Below are 24,828 nucleotides of genomic sequence, written 5' to 3'. Positions count from 1 at the left end.
TATTATATATTAGAATGATGTTTGAATACCAATCGAGAAACTCGTGCTGTTAGGATACATCCAACGAGGGTTCTCGGGGTCGCTGCAGGTCAGAGAGCTGCTCTTCAGGGTGAGCAGGTTGTGCCCAGAGATGTAGACGCGTGCACTGCTCATGCGCACCTTCTTCAAGAGGTTGTCAGACAGGTTGTAGCCTATCTGCACTTGGCGCAGCTTAGCGTAGGAGCCGTTTTCCACGAAATAGGTAGAGGTGCGGTTCTCGTTGCCCACGTTGTTGGTGGTCAGAGCGGGAATGTTGCTGCCTGTGTTGGCTGTTGTCCAGGCATCGAGCATACGGTTGCCCTTGTTCGAACCGGCATCGGTGATGCTATAGAAATCGGTCTGGAACTTCTGGTCGTTATACACATCCTGTCCAGCGACACCCTGCCAGAACATCGAGAAGTCGAAGTCCTTGTAGCCCAGCTCGAAGTTCAAGCCCCATGAGAAATCGGGTACAGGATTGAAGATCCAGGTCTGGTCCTGCTCGTTGATGATGCCATTGCCGTCGAGGTCGGCATATTTCAGACCACCCACGCGGGCGTTCTCCTGACCGCCAGCCAGCACCTCTTCACGATTCTGGAACAGACCGTCGACCACATAACCTACAATCGAGCCATAGGGCTTCTTAGCCTCCACCAGGTTCTCCTTGGCGGTGTGAACGTATGAGCCTGTGGTCGTCTCGGGCAGGTAGGTCACGCACTGACGGAAGAAGTCGAGGTTGCCGTTTACGTTGTATTTCAGACCGAAATCGGTGGTGCCGCGATAACCCAGAGCGAACTCCATACCCCAGTTGCGCAGACTGGGCCCGTTGAGCCACGAGGCGCCGCCCTCACCCACCGATCCGAGGTAGGCAGGGTTGATGAGCATGTCCTTCACATTCTTGATATAAGCATCCATTGTACCATAGACGGAGCTGCCGAAGAGGGTGAAGTCGATACCGAGGTTATACTGTTCGGTCGTTTCCCACTTCAGGTTGTTGTTCTGCGACTGTGTGGCGCGGAAGCCAGAAGGGAAGATACCGCTGCCGGCAAGCGCCAGATCATAGGCTGTCGACTCGTTGCGGCCACCGCCGTATGTGGCAGCATAGAGACCGTAGCGAGCGTAGTTGGAGATAGCCTGGTTACCGGTCTCACCCCATGAGGCGCGGAGCTTCAGGTCATTGATCCACTCCTGCTTCAAGTTCTCGGAGAGACGGTAGCCCAGCGTAAAGGCGGGGAAGGTACCATAGCGGTTGTTCTCACCGAAGCGTGAAGAACCGTCGCGGCGGATGGTGAACGAAGCGAGTACCAAGTCTTTCCAGTTGTAGTCCAGCTTGCCGAAGAACGATACCAGGTTATAGCCCTCGCGGATACCGCCGGCACGCTGGGTGCCCGTGGCGGCATCAGGCCACATGTAGTCGTAGTTCTCCAGTGCGTACATCTGTGCGTAAGCCGATGAGCGCTCTTCCACGTCGCGGTGCAGCTCCATACCGGCCAGCACGATGAAGTTGTGGTCGGCACCGATGTTGAATTTATAATTGGCTGTGTTCGACCAGGTCCACTTCACGGAGTTCTTAGTGCCCAGATTGGCAGAGGGCGTAGAGTTGTTCACCACGTCAGAGTGCCAGGTATAGGTAACGCTGTGGATAAACTCCGACCAGTAGTCAAGGCCAAAGTTAGAGCGCAGCGTCAGGCCCTTGACCGGCTGCAGGTTGACATAGGCATTGCCGAAGATGCGCCACATCTTCAGACGGTTGTCGCGGTTATGGTAGAGCTCACGTAGGGGGTTCTGGCGATCGCTCATACCACCTACAGGGCCTGAGAAGGTCTTGCCGTCTTCTTCATATACGGGTAGTGTAGGCGACATCTTCAGGGCATTCTCTAGAGGCTGGCAGTCCACCTGGTTACTGTAGGTGATAGTGGCGTTCTCACCCACGCTCACGATCTTGTTCACCTTGTAGCTGGTGTTGATGCGACCAGAGAAGCTCTCGAAATCGGTGTATTTCAGGATACCGTTGTTCTTCTTATAACCGAAAGAGAGGAGTGCCGATGATTTCTCTGTAGCGTTCGAGAGACTGAGATCGTAACTCTGCAAGAAACCCGTGCGACTGATTGCGTCGAGCCAGTCGGTGTCGCTGAAACGCATGGTCTTCTTAGAGTTCATGAAGCCGTCGTAAAGGCCGTTCACAATGAACTGGCGCATTTGTCCCGTGGCGGGGTCGTAGGCTTGAATATGCTTACCGTTGGCAGCGTTGAGTGTCAGCCCGTAGTTGTTGGCATACTGCTCGGGGTCCAAGCCGTCGTTCATGGCAGCCTGTGCCATGGCAGTAGCATATTCCGATGTGTTGGCCAACTTCATCATGGTCTGCTTATTGTAGAACTGGGTGGTGAGATTGGCCGAGAAGTCTACCTTCACCTTGTCACCCTTCTTGCCGTTTCGGGTGGTGATGATAATCACACCGTTGGCAGCGCGGCTACCGTAGATAGAGGCCGAGGCGGCATCCTTCAATACCTGCATCGACTCGATGTCGTTCATGTTCAGGGTGTTCAGGCTCGTGGTCGTGGGCACCCCGTCAATAATAAAGAGGGGATCCTGTGACGAGTTGAACGAGCCACCGCCACGGATGCGGATGGTGCCAGTGCCTACAGGCGAGCCGTTCGAGGTGATGGTCATGCCCGGCACCTTACCTTGTAAGGCTCGCATGGGATCGGTATCACTCGACGTCTTCATATCGTTGGTCTTCACCACGGCTACAGAACCCGTGAGGTCGGCCTTACGCTGGCTCTGGTAACCCGTCACCACGACCTCTGCCAGTTCGCTGGCGTTCTCTTTCAGTTGCACCTTCATGCCTGGGGCGGCAGCCACTTCCACATTGTCATAGCCAATGTAGCTCACCACGAGCATGGTGCCCGCCTCAACCTTTAGTTTGAAGTTCCCGTCGAAGTCGGTAACAGTACCGCTCGTCGTTCCTTTCTCCTTTACGGTGGCACCGATGACGCCTTCTCCGTTCTCATCGACGACAGAACCCGTCAGTTCCGTTTGCGCGTATATTATTGTACTCGCAAAGATGAGCAGCGTGCTCGTTAGGAATCTCCTTAGTCTTTCCATTTGTCTTTTTTTGTTTTAAGTTAATACTCTGTCTGTTTGAAAATCTGCTGTGAAAGTACTAACTATTTGTTCTTGGGCATTAAAAATATCGTTCATCCCATGCGAAATATGTTGCAATGAAACATTTTTGCAATGGAATGAACGATATTTCTTAGCTTTTACTCGTGAGCCGGCAGCAGATTATTCACTTTTTCACTTCCTTACGTCTCCCGGCACCATGCCATACTCCTCCTTGAAACATTTCGTGAAATAGCTGGGAGCGGTAAAGCCGACGGCATACGCAACCTCAGAGACGCTCTTGTCGGTAGTAAGCAGCAACTGGTAGGCGCAGCTCAGGCGAGCAGTTCGTAGCAATTCCACAGGCGACGAGCCTGTCACAGCCTTCACCTTGCGGTAGAGTTGCACGCGACTGAGGTTCATGTCTTCTGCCAGATCTTCCACACTGGTATTACTGTCTGTCAGACGAGCTTCCACGACTTCCTTAAAACGCGTGATAAACAAAGAGACGGCAGAAGCGTCGCTTTCCTCTGGGATAACAGAGCTTCCTGATGCCTCTGAAATCTCGGACGTCTTCTGGGACTCAGAGGGTTCCGAGATCACTGTGACATCCTCTGGCTTAAGGTTCCATAAAGTGTTAACCACGCGCGCTCTTTGCATACTGATTTTCCGTAAATGATAGAGGTAGAACAATACGAAGACGACGATAAGTAACGCGATGATGCCGATGGCGAGCCAATTCACGACACGCTGGGTGTCAAGTTCATGCAGGTAGTTGTCGGCTTTATTATGTAACTGATCCAGATGGTCGGCCTGTCGCATCAATTCCTCGCTCTGCATGAGTAGTACCTTGGCATTGTCACTTGTTACAAGGGCAGACATCAACATGGTCTCTTTTTTATAGGGCTTGCCCTCAAGTATGCTAACGGCCAATTCTATGATCTGATCACCATGCGTGGGATAGATGTATGAAGCATCAAGCAAGGAGTCGCGCACCAGCTGGATACCACCGTTCTCGCCAGGCAGACCATCGATGCCGCAGAAAAGGGGAACGTGAATAGTTGCAAGTGAAGACTTGGCTATTGCTGTACGTGCTCCCATCGCCATGCGGTCGTTGTGACCAAAAACACAATCAACACGATTATCAGGATTGTCTGCCAACCATTGCTTCATAGCCTCGACTGCGCTCTCTTCTGTCCAGTCGCCCTGTAGCGAGCCAACGATCTTGATACCTGGTGTATCCTTCAGGGCGTTCATGAAACCATTATGGCGCTCGATGGCAGACGACGAGCCTTCTAATCCTTTTATCTCCAACACCGTTCCCTGTCCATGAAGTCGAGAGGCGATGTATTCGCCCATCATACGGCCCATCTCGTAGTTGTCGGCACCGATAAAGGCGGTATATTTCCGTGAACTGGTCTTGCGCTCGAACACAATCACAGGGATGCCTTTTTCGTATGCACGATCGATAGCAGGCGAGATGGTCTGCACCTGATTTGGTGCCACAATCATCAAGTCGATGCCATCATTCACAAGACTGTCAATCTGCTGCACCTGCCGCTCGTCGCTATCGTAGGCCGCCGCGAACTTCAGTTCCACGTTATCATGGAAATAAGCACCCATGCGCAACTCTGCATTCTGCTTGTTACGCCATATGTCATCCGAACACTGCGATATTCCGATACGATACTTCACTTTGTCTCCAGAGCAGGAGGCAAGTACCGCGGCCAATACAAGTAAATAAAAGAATCTTTGTCGCATATATCAAATTATGAACAAGACGAGAATGCTTAGGGCAACTTAATTGCTGCCCTAAGATTCGTTATACAGGTGGTTTACGTCTATTTTCAAGTCGTTATATTCTTACGTTTGTTATACTTATCTCTTCCTCTGGCTTTCTGTCTCTTCGCGCTTGGCCTTGTAGTATCGGTCGACGAAGTCGATCTGTTCGCGGTTGGGGCGCATGATGAGTGAGGCTCCGTTGGAGAACTGCATCGTGGTGGGCTTGCTGTCGTCGAACGACGGCCAGTAGGGCAGGCCCTTGCCATTCGGGTTGCCCGTCTTGGCGAAGTTCACCCAGTACTGTTGGATGATCTCTGCCACGGCCGACTCGGCAGGGTACTTGTCAGGCTGGTTGAGGAACTCACCGTTGAGGTAGAGGATATCATCGGCGTGAGCCACACCACGACGGCGCGGGTCTGGCGAGAAGCTGCGTGTGGAGGGCTGGGCCAGGAAGGCGGCATAGGCCGGACTCTTGCCGGTCTTGGCCTGCAGACTGACCCATGCGTAGGAAGGCCAGGCAAAGCCCATGTCGCGGAAGGCGTCGCCGAAGCCATGGAACGCCTCGTCGACCGTGCTGCCCGGATAGGTCTTCAGGGCCTCGTCGGCATAGGAGCCGAAGATGCCACGGATCTGCTTCTCGTAGTCCTCGGGCTTGATGGAGTGGGAGAACAGGGCGCCCTCGTCGCTGTTGGTCATCACGATGACAGGCACGTCGTTATACTCGCCACGCTCGTAGAGGCGGTACTGGTCGTCGCAGATCACATAGCCGTCGACACAGGGCCAGAAGCCGCCGAAGCCGACATCCTTGCCACAGAGTGCCTGACTGTCCATCTTACGTAGCTCTTTCAACGACTTCTTTTTCAGATGCTTCTGGAAGGCGAGACCTTGGGCCTCGGCACCTTTCTGTGAGGCATCCAGACCCAGTGAGCGCGGCTGGTCGCTCCAAGGGGCGAACGAGCCACCGCTCTGACTGATGCAGCGATGGAAGAGGCCCTTAGCCAACGGTGAGGCGCAGAGGATGCTACAGCTGATGGCGCCGGCCGACTCGCCGAAGATGGTGACATTGGAGGGGTCGCCGCCGAAGTTGGCGATGTTACGCTGCACCCACTGCAGGGCGAAGATTTGATCGAGCAGACCGTAGTTGCCGGAGTGGCCTTCGCCGTTCTCCTTGGTCAGCTCGGGATGGGCCATGAAGCCGAGGGCACCAGTGCGATACTCCACGCTGACGATGACCACACCGCGCAGGGCGAGGTATTTCCACAGATCGCCGCCATAGTGCTCAGTCTGGAAGCCGCCGCCATGGATCCATACCATCACTGGCAGACGGTCGTCAGCCGAGGTGGCAGGGGTAGCGATACCGAGGTAGAGACAGTCTTCACTCATCATGTCGGGGGTCAGACCCTGACGAACGGGCTGGGGCGGCCAAGGGCCGAACGTGTCGCATACCCTCACTCCCTGCCAAGGCTTGGCGGGCTGTGGTGCCTTCCAACGGAGGTTGCCCATAGGAGGGGCGGCATAGGGAATGGCCTTGTAGACAGCCAGGGTGGTACCGTCGGCAACACCTTCCACGTCGCCGGTCTCTACGTGTGTCTTAAGTAACGGCTGACTCTGTGCAGCAGTCATGCCCAGTAGTCCGAAGACCAGGATGAATAAATACTTTCTCATGTTGTTGGCTTTAATTGTTGGTGGTTATTGTTTCGAATATACGAAGTTGTCGACGTCGACATAGCCGCCGGCTTTCTTCGTGGCATAGCAGAAGATGGCGAACTTAGAGCCCATGAAGAACCGGCGCCAGTCGAACGTCATCTTATAGTCGTTGCCGATCTTCGTCCACTGCTCGCCGTCAAGACTGTAGTAGAAGGTGGCGAGGTCGCGGCCGGGACTGAACCCGCCGCTCGTCTTCGAATCACCGGCACGGAAGTCGCCGTCGATGCGCAGCCAGATCTTCGTCTGCTTCAGTGGCACCTGTGCGATGATCTTCTCCGTGTGGTTCTCTACGGCCTTCTCGCGGTCGGTGAGGCTGACGGTCTGCTCGCTCATCTCCAGCGTCAGCTTCTTACCCTGGCGCTTTACCGTCAGTATGCCGGAGTCGCTGTTGAAGGCGGCCAGACCGGCGCAGTCGCCGTCCTTCAGGTGCGAGAGGTCGAGCAGCACAGCACCGCTGCATGTCGGACCTTCCATGCGCTGGGTCAGGGTGTTGGGCGCCAGATAGAGGTTGGGCACGACACGGTTGGTCTTCAGGCGCAGGAAGCCAGGACGCTCCGTGAGCGACCAGGCCTTGTCGATGGGGTTGTGGTTCCACTGCCAGTGGAGACCGAGTTTCGCATCACCGAACTCGTCGCTTTTCACGATGGCAGTCTCGGGTTGTCCGCTCTTCAGCGGGCGCATCGTCTCGGGCACCTTCCCGTTCTCGTCGCCGATCTGCGGCCAACCGTCGATCCAACGACAGGGGGAAAGTGTGAGTACACGTCCCACACCGCCACGGTCCTGGAAGATGATGCCATACCAGTCGCCGTCCTGTGTGTCGACGATGGTGCCTTGTCCCACGTAGGGGAATCCGCCGAAGTCGGACTCCAGGATCACGTTCTTCTCATACGGACCGTGGATATCGTCGGCACGGTAGCACACCTCCCGACGATGTCGTCCGGGGGCATAGGCCTGCGAGATCATCAGCAGGTAGTATCTGCCGTTATGCTTGATCATACGTGAGCCCTCCAACAGTCCTGTCTCGTCGGCCTCGCGCTCGAAGATCTGCTGGTGAGTACCCTCGATGACATCTGAGAGGTCTGGTTTCAGCTCCATCATCTCGCCAGTGCCATAGACCACATACACACGGTCGTCGTCGTCGAAGAACAACGAGCAGTCGTGGAAATGGCGCATCCTTGATACGATGGTCCACGGCCCTTCGGCCTTCTCGGCTGAGAAGATATAGGTGTCACCCATAGCGCCCTCCTCGTTGGGCGCCAACAGCGCATAGAACTTACCCTTGTGGTATTTCAGGGAGGTGGCCCACTGACCGCGCCCGTAGGCCGTTCCTTCCTGCAGGTCGTATTTCGGCGAGTCGGTCAGACGGTCGAAGATATAACCGACAGTTTCCCAGTTCTTCAGATCCTTCGAGGCCATTACCGGCGCTCCTGGCATCAGGTGCATGGTGGTGGACACAAGGTAGAAGGTGTCGCCCACGCGGATCACGTCGGGGTCGGGCACGTCGGCCCACAGCATCGGGTTCTGGATCTTTTCATTACAAGTACTCTGTGCCGTCATGTTCAACGTGGCACAGATCATCAGGATCATGGTCAGCATTCTCTTCATATTCTTTCTCTCGTTTTAGGATTCGCATGCAAAGATACAACAAGTAGGTGAAAAAACTCACAGATTGAAAGAGAAATAAGAAAAAAGATGTTATCTTTGCAGAGACAAACCATTATCATCATGTATCGGATAGAATACCTCTTTGACAAAGAGCGGCGTAAGATGTGGTACAGGGCTTTCCGTATGTGGCAACGTAGGCCTCACGAGGTGAAGCCGCTCTCTGAGAATCAGCATGCTTGTGCCTCCTGTGGCACGCTCTATCAGGGAAACTACTGCCCTCGTTGCGGACAGTCGGCTGTCGTCGGCCGTTTCTCATTTAAGAAGGCCTTGTTGCTTTTCTTGGATGTGTGGGGCATCGGAAACCGCGGTATGTTCCGGAGTATCCGTGACCTGATGTTCCGTCCGGGATATATGATCCATGACTATCTCGGAGGAATGCAATCGGCCTATTTCCCGCCATTTAAGATGTTTTTCCTACTGACAGCTCTCTCATTACTCATCGAGCATGGCGTCGACTTCGGAGTGGAGGAGAAAGAGGCGGATGCCAAGCAGAATCTGGTTGAGACCGTCAAAGAGAAGAAAGGTCTATCGGATGCGAAAGCTGATTCTATCGCTTCATTGCTTCAGAAGAAAATCGCTGAAAAGGAAAGTCATGACAGCGGGGTCTACAAGAATGGGAAGAAGGTGGACAACCAGTATGTCAACGACGGACTGAGTTTCATGAAGTTTATGAATGGATTAAGAAAGAAGAATCCGGCCATCTTCTCGCTATTCACGCTTCTGTTAGTCTCTGTACCGCTTTATTTCCTCTTCTTCCGACGGAGTCCGGCCGTACAGGATTTGCGCTATTCCGAGTTCTTTGTGGCATTGGTGTATGTGTCAAATGTGTATACCCTATATGCCATCATCGGGAAATTGATATGGCCAGTCAGTATTATCGCATACTGGATGGTCTTTGTGGCTCTCAAGCAGTTCTCGGGATTCACGAAACGTAGGGTGCTTGCTTATTTTGCGCTGACCTTCGTCGCGGTCTTACTCGCACTGATTTTTGTGGGTGTGGTCTTTAGTCTCTGTGCCGGTTTATTAAGTAACTTAAAGACGGCAGCGTGATGACGCCGCCGTCTTTATATACCATATAGGGTGTCTGTCGTTATTCGGGACGGATGGGGGCACCCATCTCTGATGCCTCTGCATCCTGAGCATCGAGCTTGAAGAGCATGAACTGCGGGTTCTCAGCCGTACAGGGTGTCCATGAGAGTCCCTCGCTACCTTCTGCACCATTCGGATTGGCATATTTCACGAAGTTCGTCCAGGCAGTCAGCATCTTCTCAGAGAGATCCCAGTCACCCTGTGTCCAAGGACGCCAGCAGTGCTGTAGTGACTTGAAGACATACCACAGATCGCTGGAGTGGAAAGCACCTTTCAGACGACTCGTAATCTCGGGATGATGACCGTCGTCGGGCAACGGACGGGCAAACTCATAGGCCCAAGCCTTACCCCCCTGACTCTCACGTACCTTACAGAACTCAGCGATGCCGGGTGCCATCGAGCCCATGTCGTTAAGGGTGTATCCAATCATATAGGGTACATCGGCAATTGTTCCGCCACGGGTTGCCTCGTCGAAGTTCTTCAGTGATACGTAGCCGTCGATGATGGGACGCTCCATGATCATGACGTCACTTTTGTTGACCATATTATAAAGTGTTCCGACTGTGTAGAGCAATTCTGTTGAAGCGGCGCGCAGCTTGGTCAGGTCGGTGAGTCCGGCCCAGTCCATCACTTTCTTGGTCTCGGCCTCGGCCTCTTTGAGCGTCGGGTTGTAGGTGAAGAACTTCACCATCGGGGTAGCCGGCATGGCTTCCTCACCCTCTTTCGCTGGCACGTTGATACCACCGCCACTCATGATGACTGCCTTGTTGAAGAGACCACGGGCCAGGGGAGACTCACAGAGTGTCTTCACACTACCAGCACCTGCACTCTGTCCGAAGATCGTGACATTATCGGGATCGCCACCAAACTGCGCAATATTCTGCTTAATCCATTTCAACGACTGGATCTGATCGAGGATGCCATAGTTGCCAGAGACCTGATGGGGACTCTCTGCCGACAGCTCTGGATAGGGCATAAAACCGAAAATGCCGAGACGGTAATTGATCGTGACGAGCACTACATCCTTTGAGGCCCACTCCTGACCGTCGAACTCAGGCTCCGAGCCCCAGCCCTCGCGGTAACCACCACCGTGAATCCAAAGAGCTACCGGCAGTTTCTTCTCGACCTGACCGGGTGCCTTCGTCCATACATTCAGATAGAGGCAGTCCTCACTGTAAGGTGCTTCATCGCCATAACCCCATTCAGAGGTGTAGTAACCAGGATAGTGGACGGACTGATAACCGGGATGACCGAATTTATCGCAAATTCGGATGCTGTCCCACGCTTCCACTGGCTGTGGCTCTTTCCAGCGCAGGTCGCCGATAGGGGGAGCGGCATAGGGGATACCGCGATAGACATACACGCCAGTATTCTCGGCTAGCACACCCTGTATCCTGCCACCATCAACGGTAAGGACGGGTGTCTCGACTTCGGGCATCGTACAGCCCAACAATGCCAACAATGGCAAAAGAAGCAAAGATTTTTTCATAAAATGTTATTTGGTTTTAGGTCCTTAATTATTGGATTTCCTGTTGCAAAAATACGAAAAACCTTAAAACGCTTCCCCTTTCATTGTATCACATAGTTTGGAAAATGTATCATTTCCAGATAGATAGCTGATAATGAGCGATTTGGTGAATAAAATGACAGAGACCGAAAATAAGTCGGTCTCTGTCGTTATAGATTAACAACAAAAATGATGAGAGACAGTTATTCTATACCTTCTTCCCTGTCCATCTGTTTGGCCATATCCGTTGCTGTGGGCTTATAAATGCACTTGATCTTTGGAGCTGCGTTGGATCTCGTAGACTCCTTGATCTTGAAGTCCATGACATATTTCTGGGTTCTGCCAGCATGATTATAGGGATAGCGACCCCAGACGGGATTGTTGGGCGAGACACCAGTACTCTCAAGCGTGGTGGCACCGTCGGTGAAAGCCATCGAGTTGTCGCCAGGACCAGGCATCGTTATGAGGTTCTTGACCCTATTGCCCTTGTAGCGGACTGTCAGCTGCCAGTTAAGATCGGTACCGATGCTCTTGTCGCAGTTCTTATACATCTCAATGTATACCTGATATACACCAGGCTCGATAGCTTCCTCGGGGATAACGATATTCTCATTGTTCAAACCATCGATACGGCAGTCTGCATTTGAGTCGTGGTCCAGACCGTAGGTGATGGTAGAGCCGTCGGCGGCCTCTACCGTCCATTCACGTGCATTGTAGTAGATGTGCTTGCCACTGGGGGTCAACAGATGGAGGTCCAGATCCTTCTTCCTGTCGAATGTCAGGTTGATGGTCAACTCTCCTTCTTCACTCTCCACGAAGGTAACTGTCTTACGGAAACCCTGTGTGATATCTCCGGCGGTGGTACGAGCCTTGATGACCATGACGAGATTACTGTTCATTCCTTGTCCGTAGACAATCGGGATCATGTAGTAGTGACTGGCGTCACGTGTCCTTGTGGTCATGTTAGCAGGTATCTCCATATAACCGTTCTGACCATCTACGCCAACGTAGAAACGATCGTATTCCTGGTTGGAGTTCACGGAGATGAAGTTAAAGCCGCCAGTCAGTGCATAGTCGTTCATCTCTACACCACTGATGGTCGCTTCGGTTGTGGATTCTGGCATGCCCTCACTATGGAAAGTACCATTTTCGATAGAGAAGAATTTCTCTGCGTACTTCGACTCGGAGCCAGAAGAATCGTCGTCCTTTTCACATGATAAGAACAAACATGTCAGTGATGCTACCAGCATCAGACAGGGTAAATACAATTTTTTCATAATGCTTAATATTTTATTGTTAGTACTGTTATAGGATTCGCCGATGAGTCACAACGATTATTCTATAACGCAAATATAAGGAAGAAAAGCAACGGGGGTACTAACAAAAAAAGAAAATCGACTGATAATTTCTGAAATTGTCAGTCGATTTTTTCCATCCATTCTTTCGGCGTCATATCCGTCAAGGCTTTAAAGGTGCGGAAGAAAGATGTCTCATTACTGAAGCCTGCTTCCATATACACCGTTGAGATTTTCCTTTCCGGATGATGTCGCATGATCTCCTGGACATAGTTGATGCGATAACGATTGATGAAATTGGAGAACGTACATCCCTCGCATGAGTTGATACAGTCGGAGATATAGCGACTGTTTGTGCCTAACATAGTCGCGATGTCAGAAACTTTCAGGTCACTTTTCCGATAGAGTTCCTGGCTCTCAACCAACTTACGGATATTCTGTATCAGCGTGGCTCTGGAATAAGGCTTGTCATCAGTATCATCCGTGAACTCTTGCTCTAATAATGCCCGATGATGCTTCCTTCTATGTAGAATCAGATAGATAATCAGGAAAGCTGCAATCAGGATGGTCGAGATGAGTAGTGTCAAAAGCCACTGCCAGTTGTTCCCCGCCTTGATCGTCGTTGGACTTTGAGCGATGCGTAGTAGATAGGCGGCAGCAGAGGGGGTGAAATTACTGTGGTCGAGCAGACCGCCAGCCATCAGTAGGTTACCTTCATGGTCAAAGACCGGTACGTTGTCTGGACAGAAAGACAGCGTGTCGGTGTAGTAGAGTGTCAATGGCGCAGGCTTACTTTCGGTGGCATGAGCATAATCGATACAAAGAAGGTAGAAGCGATGGGCTTTTTCTTGGTTGGAATGGTCATCACGGCTGCTTCCCATGATATAGCCTCGTCCGGCTTTCTGATCGACAAAGACAGGTGTGTAATACTCGATATTCTCCCATTGGCTTCGCATCGGTATAGGACAGACGGTGGGCAAGAGTGAGAAGTTCCCGTTCTCCGCTTTTGCGATGGCCACTTGTCCGGTACTGTCCTGAACCGGTATCAGATAGGCATAGAGATTCTTCGTCTCGTCACCGATAAAGCTCTCAGCAGGGCGATGGTGACTGACAGGCAACAGACGCCATGACTCAAACAGTGGAAGGTGTATGGTGTCACCTTCCAGACGGTCGGCCACGGCGCAGGAAATCGTGTCACCTCTAATGCCAGACATGCCGAAGATGATGACGTCGCTTTTGGAGGTGCGGAGGATATAAGGATGGGAGCGTTCAACAGTCGCGTCTTTGATATAGGTGAATTTCTTCTGACCATTGAACACCTCGATACCGTCCTTGTGGTACCAGTTGCCTGCGATGACCACTTGTCCATTATCCATCTCCAAACCAGCGGCAAGCGTCCGTTTCAGGTCCATGCTACTAAAGCCGTCGAAGGTGTGGGTGACGGGATCGTAAAGTTCTGCCAGATGAGTCTGGCCGATGCCGATAGGCTGATCACAGCCTCCAGCCAGCAGCACCTTTCCCGATTTCAATACAACGGAGAAACCGACATCATGGTTGTAGACCATCTGCAACTGATTCCATTTGCCATTGCGATAGTATTCTGCTGTGGGGGTTGGCACGAAGCCATTGGTATGACCGCCAGCCACGACGAGCTCACCGTTGACATAGAATAACTCATGTCCTGCACGGGGGATGTTCAGGTCAGGAAGTCGTTCAATCTCAATCTGGATCATCGGACATTTCTCTCTCGACTGATTGGGCGATGAGGCCTTCTGTGCCATGAGTGACGGCGCAGAAATGAGACTTAAGAGAAGTAGGCCGAGTATTCTTTTCATAAACGCACTAACGGGCTAGTAGACTGATTGTTGTTGCAAATATACGAAATAAATCAGAAATATGGAACGTTTTTCTTCGTTTTTTGAAGAAAAAGATGATGTAAGAGTAAAAAAAGAGATGACACTTCCGAGTGTCATCTCTTTGAACTGTTATTTTGCTGCCCTTACAGCATTGAGGAAGTTGACCATCTTCTGGAGGTTCTCTTCGGCATACATGCCCATGCCATGACCGCCCTCAGGAACGAATGTAGCCTCGGTTTTCACACCAGCGGCCTTCAGAGTCTCGAACAACTTCTTTCCCTGACAGCAGGGAACGACATTGTCTTTTTCGCCATGGAAGATGATGAGGGGAGGATCGTTCTTGTCGACATACGTGGTGGCACTCAGACTCAGGTATTTGTCAGGTTCCTTGTCGAGTTTGGCATTCAGCAGCACATCCTCGGGGCTGTTCTCGCCCATCTGCATATGCTCGCCGCAGTCCATGGCTGTCAGGTCAATAGGACCAGACCAGTCGCAGGCGGCGTTGACAGCACTACTCTCACTGGTATAATTGCCGATCTGACCCTCCAGATCGATGTCGACCGTACCGACGGTCTCTTGCTTTGTTCCGCTGGTGGTGGCTGCGACAGATGACAGATGGCCGCCGGAAGAGAAACCGGAGGTGGCGATGAACGAGGTGTCGAACTTATATGTCTGTGCCTCTCCCCGTACAAAACGGATGACAGCCTTGATGTCATGGATCTGTGCTGGCCATTTGGCATCCATGCTGGAGCGATGGTTGGGACATACCACAGCATACCCAGCCTCTAACAGTGCCTTGACGATGGTGCCGAGATCGGCCATGCCTTTGCTGTTGTTGCTGAACCATGCACTGCCGTAGATATGGATAACGACGGGGTAAGATGCCTGTTCCTTCTTAGGCAGATAGATGTCGCAGGTATGGTAGGCCTGATCGTCGCCGGCGTAGTTCACGTCTTTCCACTCCTGTGATGTCTCCAGTTTTACCTGTGGTACTTGGAAGCCTCCGAAGCCTCCTTGGGGCTGTGCCATGGCTACGGATGTCAGGCACAGCATCATTGTTGAGAATAGTATCTTTTTCATTTCTGTTTGAGTAATAGTGATTCTAATGCCTGACGGCGCTCGGCCCATGTCTTGTAATCATCGGCCCGGAGTGTCTGTATCTGAGGAGCATTGTCGCCGGCTTGTTTCATAAAGTCCAGCGAACTGGTGGTCAGAATGCATGGTTTGATCTTTTTGTCGGCGATCAGCTTATCGGCAACGGCATCGGCACCACCAATCTTGAACCAGCTCTCCATGGTGTCGTCTTTGCCAGGAACCAGTTGGATGAGTTTCGGCATACTCTCCCTCATATCCGTGCCGGGAACGTACCATGCCTCGTTCAGATCCAGATTGTAGCTGACCATGCCATGCTGGATGGCCCCCATCCCGGCAAAGTGATAAGGTGAAGCGGGATGGTCGGCAATGCTGGGCTTGAAACCCTTAGATGGTGCCAGATACATATCGTTCGGGTCGGCTGTCTGCATACCGTCGACCAAGAAATAATAGGTGAAGGGCTGCATGATCTGATCCGTCAGTTCTATGCTCCATACTCCGTCGTCGTCTTTCTGCATAGGCAGAGGCTCGCTCAACAGTTCTGTGACGAGTGACACCTGTTTAGCGTCGGCAGCCTTGAAACGGAAGGCGATGCTGTTGTCCTTGTATTCGGGTGAGACGATAGGCTTGGGGAATAGTCGTGCCATCACACCTGCGGTGAACTGCTGTTCCTGACCAGTAGCTGCTGGCGCAGGTTTCCCGTTCTTCATGGCTTCCTCAGCGACATCTGGCTTGAAGAGCAGACGCAGGGTCTTGTCGAGGAAATATTTGGCATTCATCCAGGTATGTCCGAACTTGTCGGTTGTAAACTCCTTCACAGAACGGATACCCTTCTTATCAAGAAACTCCATGTAATCGCGTGCGTTACCGAAGAGGAAATCATCGGTGCCTACGCCGAGCCAGAAGAGATGAAGCTTGCTGTTTGTGTCGGCAGCATTATCGTATACTCCAGGAATGTCTGTCGAGGTGAACGAACTGTAGCTACACAGATATGAGAACTTGTCGAGATGATGCAGACCGTTTGACAGACCTTGGTTACCACCACGTGAGAAACCACCGATGGCGCGGTGGTCGCGGTCGTTGATGGTGCGGAAGTGCTGTTCGACATACGGCATCAGGTCGTTGATCAGGTCAAGACTGAAGACGTCGCGTCCAAACTGCATCTGCGGCATGCCACCCATACCGGGTTTGGCAGGTAACAGCTTATAGGGGTTGCCGTAAGGCATGACGATGATCATCTCCTCTGCCGCTCCTTCGGCCAACAGATTGTCGAGGATATAATTGGCGCGTCCTACTTTATAGTATACCTCTTCGGTGTCGGTGGTTCCACTGATCAAGTAGAAGACGGGATACTTCTTGTCGCGGTTTCTTTGGTAGCCGGGTGGCAGGTAAACCACAGCTTGATTGGTAGCGCCGAGACTCGTGGAGAAGTAATGGATATACATTACAGATCCATGGGGAACCGGTCTGATGTCGTGTGCCAAAGAACCTTCCCGGCTGGGAATCTCCAACAGACTGTTCTTGAACCCTTCGTTGGGGAAATACAGATCGCACTGGGGATCCATGATGCTTACCCCGTCGACAACGAAGCAATAGGGATACATGTCTGGTGCAGCAGGCCCTAGGGTCACTGTCCACAGACCGGTCTGCTCATCGCGCACCATGGGGACACGTCCGGCAAACTGCACATCTACCAAGACCTCCTTGGCCTGATTGTTCTTGTACTGGAATGTCACCGTACCATCATCGTTGCAGATGGTCCCGGCACTGGCCTGCATACAACAAGCCAAAAAGCACATGAGAATAAGAATAGTTTTTGTTTTCATAAGATAATAGTTATGTTAATGAATAGTGTATCCTGCACGGATAAATACAGGGATATATGCTTTACTGACGGGTGTCGTGACATATTGCCCGCCGTCGTAGTGCTTGCCAGAGTGATAGTCGTTCCACCCATCTGGGTTCTGGGGTAGATAGGTCTGCCATGTCGTTACCCCAGGTTCCGTGACAGGACTTATCAGAAGTGCTTTGCCGAACATATATTCATATTTCTGTTTCAGAGCCTCTGGATCATTGGCAAAGTCGAATACCAGCGGGCGCATCAGCGTACTACCCTCTTCGGCGACGGCCTTGGCCTGGCGCTTGATATAAGGCAGCAGCCTGTATCGTTCCTTTAGGCATTCTGCGATGATCGTCTGCGCTTCCTCGCCGTAGTTCCAGGGCTCGGTGTTGCTCATATATCCATGGACTCTCATCAATGGTAGATAGACCGACGTTTCAATCCAACGTAGCATACGCTCTATATAAGCACTGTCAGTATATTGGTTCTGAGGACGGAAGAAACCGCCAGCATCATAGGTCCACCAAGGGATGCCTGCTGCCTGCATCCCCAGTCCTGCTGTGATCTGTCGACGGAAGGTCTCCCAATCGTTACCCACATCACCGCTCCACATGGCAGAACCATATCGTTGGATACCAGCAAAGCCGCAACGTGTTAGGATCATGGGAGCCTTGCCTGCTTGCAGCAGACCTTCGTAAACGGTCTTGTTGACTAACAGCGGATATACATTGCGCACCTGCTCGCCCGTCCATTGACCATGATTCACCTTCCTGCCCAGCAGATCGTCGTTTTCTGGTTCGGTAGCATCCTGCCACCAAGCATCTATGCCCAGAGGTAGCAGCCTCTCCTTGAAATGCTTCCAGTAGGCTGCTGCAGCATCAGGGTTAAAGAAGTCTATCCAGTCGGTTCCGGGGATATAGTGACCAGCGGCCTCCATCTGCTTTCCTACTTCTGAGTTCTTGTCGATCTTCGACCATACGCTTAACATCAGCTTGATTCCCATCTTGTGCAGGCTGTCGGTCAGGGCTTTGGGGTCGGGGTAGTTATCTTCGTCGAACTGCATGGAGTTCCAACCATGCTTGCCCCAGTACTGCCAGTCCTGAACGATCACGCTTACCGGCAGCTGCTCGCTGCGGAAGTGGTTGGCCGTCTGAAGGATCTCTTCTGACGAATGGAAACGTTCGCGACAATGGATATAGCCTAAAGCCCAATCCGGCATTTGCGGACATTCGCCTGTCAGTTCACGATAGGTGGCGATGATCTCGTCGGGTGTACCAATAAAGATTGTGTAGTCAACGGCTTCGGCTGCAGGCGAGCGGAACGTCGTTTCGTCTTTCACCTTTTGATAGTAAAGCACAGGTTGATCGTCCTTGGTTAACTCTGCTGATAGTTGATGACGCCCTTTGGCCAGATATACGATTCGCGACGCTGTCGGTGGCAGCCAGAGGTTCTGCATCTCTATCACCGGTTGTCCGTCAATGCAGAGGTTGTGACGGCGGGCCATCTTCTGACCAACATCCAACAGTAGGCTATAGTCGCCATCTTCTAAGATGTCAACTGTAGCGTCGAAGATATGACGCTCGCGTACTTCGCGCTTTCCACCTTCGGTCGATGTCACATTCACGACCTCACGTTCGCCGATTCCTGTGCGTTTTAGGAGTTTCACGCTCTTCTCGCAGGGGTTAAACTCGGTCAGACCGTAGTTGTTCCATAATACACCGTAACCCTTGCTTGACAATAGCATGGGGATGCTGATTTGTGTGTTGACCTGTGTGAGGCGTCGTGACAGTCCCCTGACGTTGCTATAGCCGTCCTGAAACTGCCCCAGTCCGTATAGGTACTCATCTTTCGGTGAGGAGAAGGTCAGCGTGGCCTCGCCAGCCTGAAGTTGATGGGTGATGGCATTGAAAACGACGTTCCCTGTCTGATCCTTTATCGTCAGTCTGTTCCCTTCCACTTCAGCCGAGACATCTGCCGTCTTCAACTCATCGTGCTTGACATATAACCAATCGGGTAAGGAGGAGATGGCCTGAGAGGTAGCATATCTCACACGTACGGCATTCTTAGCTACATAGCTTACTATCAGTTTTTCCTGTGCCGTGGTTGGTGCAGTTATCACGCATAGCCATATAACCGAAAGAAACACTCTTCTATTCATACCTTTTTATTTAAACTGCCACCAGTCTAGGCGGACATCACCGCTGACTTTATCAAAACAGATGTAGAGGTCGTGCACACCAGCTGCATTTTTAACGATGCCACTGAATGAGCGATAGGTCTCTATTCTACCGGTCTTGCCGATGATAACCGAACCGATCGCAGGTCCTTTGTTGCTATCTAGTCGCAGGGTCACAGTAACACCGCCTGTTGATGCCGCAGTCATCATGAAACGCTTGGCGCCCTTGGCAAAGTCTACACCGCGAAGTTTGATATACTCACCATCGTTGATGTCGTAGATATACAGATTCCTTTTTCCTGTGGATGATGGCATATCAGCCACAACACCCGTATTCTCTATTCCTATCTTGGCACTCTTCAGTCCGTAGCCCCAGGCCATCGTCTCGGCTTCTACACGCTGATAGGGATTGAGCCAACATAGTTGTTTCATCGGCTTCTGATCCAACCAATAGGGTACTTCCAGAATCGTACCGTCGGCATTGTAGGTGATCTCCGTAGCTGAGACGCTGCGGCGCTCGTGATGCACGAAGGTGTCCAGGTGCATCAGATCATAGTTTTGTCCGAACACGTACGAATGCCCCTTATAGTCGATGATGCCGGGATGATTGCCGCGGTTACGTTCTGTTGGGCGCATGATATAACCTTTCCACTCCCAGGGACCTGTCGGTGAGTCGCTCATGGCATAACCCAGAGCCTCGGGGCAGCAGGTGGATGCAAATCCAAGATAATAATGCCCATTGCGCTTATAGAACCATGGCCCCTCCTGATAGTTGGGAATATGCGACAATTTGGACACTTCGCTGGTCAGGGAGGTCATGTCGTTACCGAGTTTTGCCCAAAATGTATAGGGATTCCCCCAATACATGTACGCCTGGCCGTCGTCGTCGGTATAGACCGAAGGATCGATGTCGTACCAGTTGCTCTGATCCCATACCAGAGGCTTACCCAGTGGATCCTTGAACGGTCCGTAGGGAGAGTCGGCCTCCAGCACACCGATGCCATGTCCGTGCAGTGGGGCATAGAGGTAGTATTTCCCGTTACGCTCAACGGTCTGGATGGCCCAAGCACCGTTCTCGCGTGACCGCCAAGGGAAATCTTTTAGTGAGGCTACGGCTCCGTGCTCGGTCCAGTTTACCATATCGGTGGTCGACCACAGCAACCAATCATACATGAAGAATCCTGCGGATCCTTCCTCGTTCTCATCAGGAATATCCTCGGGTGAGGCATCGTGTGAGGTATAGAGGAAGAGGGTGTCGCCTACGACAAGCGGTGATGGGTCGGCGGTGTATTTCGTTTGGAAGAGCGGCATATTCACTTCGTCGAGTTGAAGGGTCTCGATGATGGCAACGAAACCACCTCTTGGCAGACAGGTGATATCATCGGGCAGACGGTCTATGGTTTCCACATTCCACAGACTCTCCGTCTTCGGCTCATCCAGGTAAAGTGTCGTGCGATGAATTCCTTTCCCGATGAAGTCTAGGTCAAGGGCGAAGGTCTTCTCCTGTTCCGTACCATTGATGCCTGCTACATACCAAATATTGCCGCTTCTGCGGGCAAGCACGACAGACTCACCAGGGTAGCCGCTGACGAAACGGGTGTCGTCCCATACGGCTGGGAGCTGACTCAAGAATTCCTGCACCTCTTTTGGTTGTGCCAGATAGCTCTCGGGTCTGTCGGCAAGATGTTGTAGGCCAGACTCATAGAGAATTGTCAATGCCAACTCATGTCCGTTTGTGGTGATATGCGGATGCTGGGAGTCACTGAACGTGCATGGGGTATAGTCCATCGGACCGATGACATTGCGGGTGAAGGGGAGTGTGGCATTATGAGAAGCGGCCTTGTCGGTGAAGGTCGGTACATTGTTATACCATTCCGCACCATAGACCCCTTCGGTGCTAAGCAGGTTCGGATAAGTGCGTTGCCAACCTCTGGGGATAGTGGCACCGTGGAAGTTCACAAGGAGGTGATGCTTGGCAGCGCACTCCAGCAAGTCCTGACAGTAATCCATGTTCATCTGGTTGTCACCGGAGAAGAAATCAATCTTTACGCCTGCCACACCGATGCGTTCGCACCAGGCGAATGCTTCCTCTCGATCTTCTGGCTTGTTCAGTCGGAATTTCGGTCCGGGAGCACCATCGATCCAGCCCACAGATGAATTGTACCAGATCATCGGCCTGATTCCCTGTGACTTGGCATATTCGACAGCATCTTCGATGGTCTTACCATCCTTCATCTCGTCCCATTCGGCATCGATAAGCACGTAAGGCAGATGCAGGGTGACGGCCATGTCCACGTATTTCTTGATGATATTGTAGTCGTTGCTTCCATGGTTATAGGCCCAATAGATCCACGATACCACACCGGGATGGATCCAGTTCGTATCATCAATCCGGCATGGCTCGCTAACATCCGTGATCAGTGTGGACTGTACGATGTCGGACAGTTGACCGATGATGGCCACACGCCAAGGTGTGTGCCAGCTGCCATTTACCTTCACCTCGTTCTCATCGGGAACTACACGGTAGTCGCCGTCAGCACCATAGAGGCAAGAAGCACTTTGTTTTCGTTCGATGTTCGCCTCACTGATCAGGACAAAGAGACCATCTTGGGGCTCCAACAAGGCGGGGTAGCCCCATCGATTGTTATATCCGTCTGGAGTGACGGATGGACGATTGAAGCTCGGTATTGGTTTTGCCTTGGCTGTTGTGGAGAGGGGAAAGAAACCTTCGTAGGCCTCAGTCCACTGTTGTATCCAACGACGTGTCCCCTCGGGTATATGATAGATAGTCTGCTCTTCCCATGGTTTTTGGTCTTGCAGGTTGTCGTATTCATAACGGAATGCGATGCCGTCGTTGTACAGTCTGACAACCAAGCGTCCATGCTTGTCGCGCAAAGGGACCTGGTACTCGTTGGCTTCGTTGGTGCAGTGGAGACGTTTGCCAGCTATCATGCGGTAGTCGTCTTTGACCTGTCTGACAAATGATAGTGCGGACTCCGTTGTAGAATACTGAAAAGCCGTTGGTGTCAACTCCAGAGCCTGTTGCTGTTTATAACAAACAATCAGTCGGTCGTCATGAACCTTTACCGATATATGCCCATTCGGCGATAGCACATTCTGTGCCATCGCCGAAAGAGACAGTATGCTCGTCAGAACGAGCATGATTTTTATAATCTTCATCGTCAGGTGTTCTGATTCTTATTTGAAGAGCAGGGGAGCCATCTCACGAAGGCTACGACGCCAGGTCAGGAACTCATGGGCGGTGCCTTCCGACACAAATCCTACAGCATTGTAACCTGCGGCTTTGAGTGCCTCAACCGACTTGTTGATGCCGTCGGGGAACTCCTTTGAACCACAGCTCTCGAAGATCAGACGTACCTGTTTCGTGTCATTGATCTCCTCGGGAGCATACTGACCACCGCTGAGCAGACCCCAGTAGCCGAATACCTCCGGACGGCGCAGTGTGATGAGTTTCGTCTCAACACCACCCATTGACAGACCGGCCATGGCACGATTCCATTTATCAGCTTTGGTGAGGTAGTTTTTGTCAATGAAAGGTACGAGCTCATCGACAAGCAGGGTCTCAAACTCTTTGGCATCGAACTTGCCGATGGTACCAAACTTGATGTCATTGGTCAGACCATAGGCCATCACGATGATGAAGGGCTTAATCTTGCCTTCTGCGATCAGGTTGTCCATGATCAGACCGGCACAACCCTGTACGGGCCAACTGGTCTCGTTCTCACCCCATCCGTGCTGCAGGTAGAGAACAGGATAGCGTTCCTGCTTGCCCTTCACGAGCTTGCCGTATCCATTGGGCAGATATACGGTTGCCTCCTGCATCTTGCCAAGACTCTTTGAATAGAAAAGGATCTTCTGGATGTTCCCGTGAGGAATATCGGTACGACAGGCGTAGAAATCTTGGTCGGGTGCGGGAATCTCGATACCACTCTCCCAACGGCAAGAGCCAAAGTAGTTGCCGGTACCGGGATCGTTTACTACGCCACCATCAATCGTCAGGTGATAGTAGTGGAAACCAGGATCCATCGGTCCCTCTGTAGTACCAGTCCATACACCGTCTTTGTCCTTGCGGAGCACTGTACCGCCACGGCCACCAAGACCGAGACTGACGATGACAGACTTGGCATCGGGCGCCTCTATGCGGAAACGAGCATAACCCTCGCTGTTAACCTGTGGGTACTCCTGTCCGGGTTGGTTCCACTTGTTGGGAACGAAGTCCTCTTTTGGTGCGAAGTTATCGCTGGCTGTATCGAAATCTCTAATCACTCTATAGGAAGCCTTTGGCTTGTAGTTCTCATCGAAAGGCAGCGGGTGGTTGTTCAGACCGAGCCAAGAGTCCTTATCGCCAAGATTCCAGAATGTTACATTGTCGATGACATCCTTGTGCTTTCTGAAAACACGGAAGATACGGTTGTACTGGTCTTCTTGGAGGGTGGCGATGTAGGGCGCCTGTGGCTTAGCCGCACCACGGGCAAATATTAACTGTCCACCGCTCTCTGTGTTGGTACGCAGGTCGAGCTCTGTGATGTGGATGTGCTTTACCAACTCACTGAAACGGGTGATGGTCTTGTCGAGTTCTTTTTCGTCGGGAGTATAGATGTTATAGTGGCCTTGCATACCGATACCGTCGATGGGTACGCCAGCATCCAACATCTTCTTTACCATGTTATATATGCGCTCACGCTTGCCGGGATCCACGCAACTGTAGTCGTTGTAGAACAGCAGCACGTCGGGGTCAGCCTCGCGGGCGAATTCGAAGGCTTTTGCAATGAACTCGTCGCCGCAGAGCTTGAATAGCTGACTCTGGCGATAAGGGCTAGCTTTGGGCCAGAACATCTGAGGACCGTCGTCGGCCATGGCTTCGTTGACAACGTCCCATGCATAGATGATGTCCTTATAGCGATTTACCACTGTGTGGATATGCTTGCGCAGACGCTCGTAGAATACCTCTTTCTTGACGGGCTTGCCCTTCTTGTCCTTGAACATCCAGTCGGCAAACTGAGAATGCCAGCAGAGGTTATGTCCACGCAGTTTGATACCGTTCTGACGGCAGAAATTGGCAATGCTGTCGGCAGCACCGAAGTTCCAAACACCTTCCTTGGGCTGCATCATTCCCACTTTCATGTCATTTTCTGCAGTGATGCTGTTGAAGTTCTTCTTGATGAGTGCAATCTGGTCAGAATCCTGAATGTTTCTCTTGTTCACTGCGACACCAATGGTGAAATAGTCTTTGTAGGCATCTTTCAGTCCAATTCCCGCATTTGGATCAACTGGCTGCGGCCATTGTGCGAATGTGGACATGCTACCTGCTACAAGCAGGGTCAGTCCGAGTAATAGTCTTTTCATTTGAAGAATTTGTTTTATGTTATAATATCTTTATTCAGCCGCAAAGGTACGACAATTCCTCTAGAAATATTATTTCGAGCGTATCATATACTTTACTATTTGTATCATAGCGGACGCAATCGTAACATCCGAGAATTGTATGATGCTACGCGATAAGATGATCCTTGTGCTCAAAAAGAATCAAAAAAAGTAAATAATAACCGAAAAACATATAGAACAGACATGGATTTTGTATCTTCGTAGTCAAAAACAACCGAAAAACAGCACCCTTTTCACACGAGGAAGAGATAAAAAAAGGCGAAATCTAACCAGATAGGTAGATTTCGCCTGTG

The 24,828-nt window shown here is 51.7% G+C and carries 13 protein-coding genes and 1 pseudogene; 1 reads left to right on the top strand and 13 read right to left on the bottom strand.

Features of this window, described 5'->3' with window-relative positions; translation table 11 throughout:
• Positions 1-9: 9 nt before the first annotated feature.
• The 4 genes from BMY63_RS11350 to BMY63_RS11335 form a co-directional block, all read right to left on the bottom strand.
• On the bottom strand, positions 10-3,123 hold the full coding sequence (locus tag BMY63_RS11350) for a SusC/RagA family TonB-linked outer membrane protein (protein ID WP_091916894.1): 3,114 nt from the start codon (positions 3,121-3,123) through the stop codon (positions 10-12).
• A 192-nt stretch (positions 3,124-3,315) separates the two neighbouring features.
• Positions 3,316-4,815 (bottom strand): AraC family transcriptional regulator, encoded by a 1,500-nt coding sequence (locus BMY63_RS11345; RefSeq protein WP_255397449.1) that lies wholly within the window; start codon positions 4,813-4,815, stop codon positions 3,316-3,318.
• A 183-nt stretch (positions 4,816-4,998) separates the two neighbouring features.
• A complete protein-coding gene (locus BMY63_RS11340; RefSeq protein ID WP_091916892.1) occupies positions 4,999-6,567 on the bottom strand; it encodes a carboxylesterase/lipase family protein in 1,569 nt (522 codons plus the stop codon).
• Positions 6,568-6,591: 24 nt separating this feature from the next.
• A complete protein-coding gene (locus tag BMY63_RS11335; RefSeq protein ID WP_091916891.1) occupies positions 6,592-8,214 on the bottom strand; it encodes a glycoside hydrolase family 43 protein in 1,623 nt (540 codons plus the stop codon).
• An 87-nt stretch (positions 8,215-8,301) separates the two neighbouring features.
• Here BMY63_RS11335 and BMY63_RS11330 point away from each other — a divergent pair, with 87 nt between their 5' ends.
• Positions 8,302-9,324: a DUF3667 domain-containing protein gene (locus tag BMY63_RS11330; RefSeq protein WP_091916889.1), complete on the top strand. Its 1,023-nt coding sequence runs from the start codon at positions 8,302-8,304 to the stop codon at positions 9,322-9,324.
• A 40-nt stretch (positions 9,325-9,364) separates the two neighbouring features.
• Here BMY63_RS11330 and BMY63_RS11325 read toward each other — a convergent pair whose 3' ends face one another.
• The 9 genes and pseudogenes from BMY63_RS11325 to xyn10D/fae1 form a co-directional block, all read right to left on the bottom strand.
• Positions 9,365-10,852: a carboxylesterase/lipase family protein gene (locus tag BMY63_RS11325; protein WP_091916887.1), complete on the bottom strand. Its 1,488-nt coding sequence runs from the start codon at positions 10,850-10,852 to the stop codon at positions 9,365-9,367.
• A 221-nt stretch (positions 10,853-11,073) separates the two neighbouring features.
• Positions 11,074-12,147: a hypothetical protein gene (locus BMY63_RS11320; protein ID WP_143065784.1), complete on the bottom strand. Its 1,074-nt coding sequence runs from the start codon at positions 12,145-12,147 to the stop codon at positions 11,074-11,076.
• Positions 12,148-12,287: 140 nt separating this feature from the next.
• Positions 12,288-14,000, bottom strand: a complete 1,713-nt coding sequence (locus BMY63_RS11315; RefSeq protein WP_091916885.1) for a helix-turn-helix domain-containing protein — start codon at positions 13,998-14,000, stop codon at positions 12,288-12,290.
• 150 nt (positions 14,001-14,150) lie between these two features.
• Complete coding sequence (locus BMY63_RS11310; protein ID WP_255397448.1) at positions 14,151-15,101, bottom strand: alpha/beta hydrolase; 951 nt, start codon at positions 15,099-15,101, stop codon at positions 14,151-14,153.
• A complete protein-coding gene (locus tag BMY63_RS11305) occupies positions 15,098-16,939 on the bottom strand; it encodes an alpha/beta hydrolase-fold protein (protein ID WP_091916883.1) in 1,842 nt (613 codons plus the stop codon). The genes BMY63_RS11310 and BMY63_RS11305 overlap by 4 nt, the downstream gene beginning before the upstream one ends.
• Before the next feature lie 15 nt (positions 16,940-16,954).
• Positions 16,955-19,111 carry a glycoside hydrolase family 31 protein gene (locus tag BMY63_RS11300; RefSeq protein ID WP_091900053.1) on the bottom strand — a complete coding sequence of 719 codons (2,157 nt, stop codon included), beginning with the start codon at positions 19,109-19,111 and terminating at the stop codon, positions 16,955-16,957.
• A gap of 6 nt (positions 19,112-19,117) precedes the next feature.
• Entirely contained in the window at positions 19,118-20,770 is a 1,653-nt protein-coding gene (locus tag BMY63_RS11295) for a family 43 glycosylhydrolase (RefSeq protein WP_371113590.1), read from the bottom strand.
• Positions 20,756-22,255 (bottom strand): annotated as a pseudogene (locus BMY63_RS11290) (glycoside hydrolase family 97 catalytic domain-containing protein); the annotation flags it as partial. The pseudogene BMY63_RS11290 and the gene BMY63_RS11295, both read right to left, overlap by 15 nt.
• A 72-nt stretch (positions 22,256-22,327) precedes the next feature.
• On the bottom strand, positions 22,328-24,496 hold the full coding sequence (gene xyn10D/fae1 / locus BMY63_RS11285; protein ID WP_091916881.1) for a bifunctional endo-1,4-beta-xylanase/feruloyl esterase: 2,169 nt from the start codon (positions 24,494-24,496) through the stop codon (positions 22,328-22,330).
• Between the last annotated feature and the right edge of the window lie 332 nt (positions 24,497-24,828).

The organism is Prevotella aff. ruminicola Tc2-24, assembly GCF_900110895.1.
Taxonomy (GTDB): domain Bacteria; phylum Bacteroidota; class Bacteroidia; order Bacteroidales; family Bacteroidaceae; genus Prevotella.
This window is presented reverse-complemented; position numbering and strand designations above follow the sequence as displayed.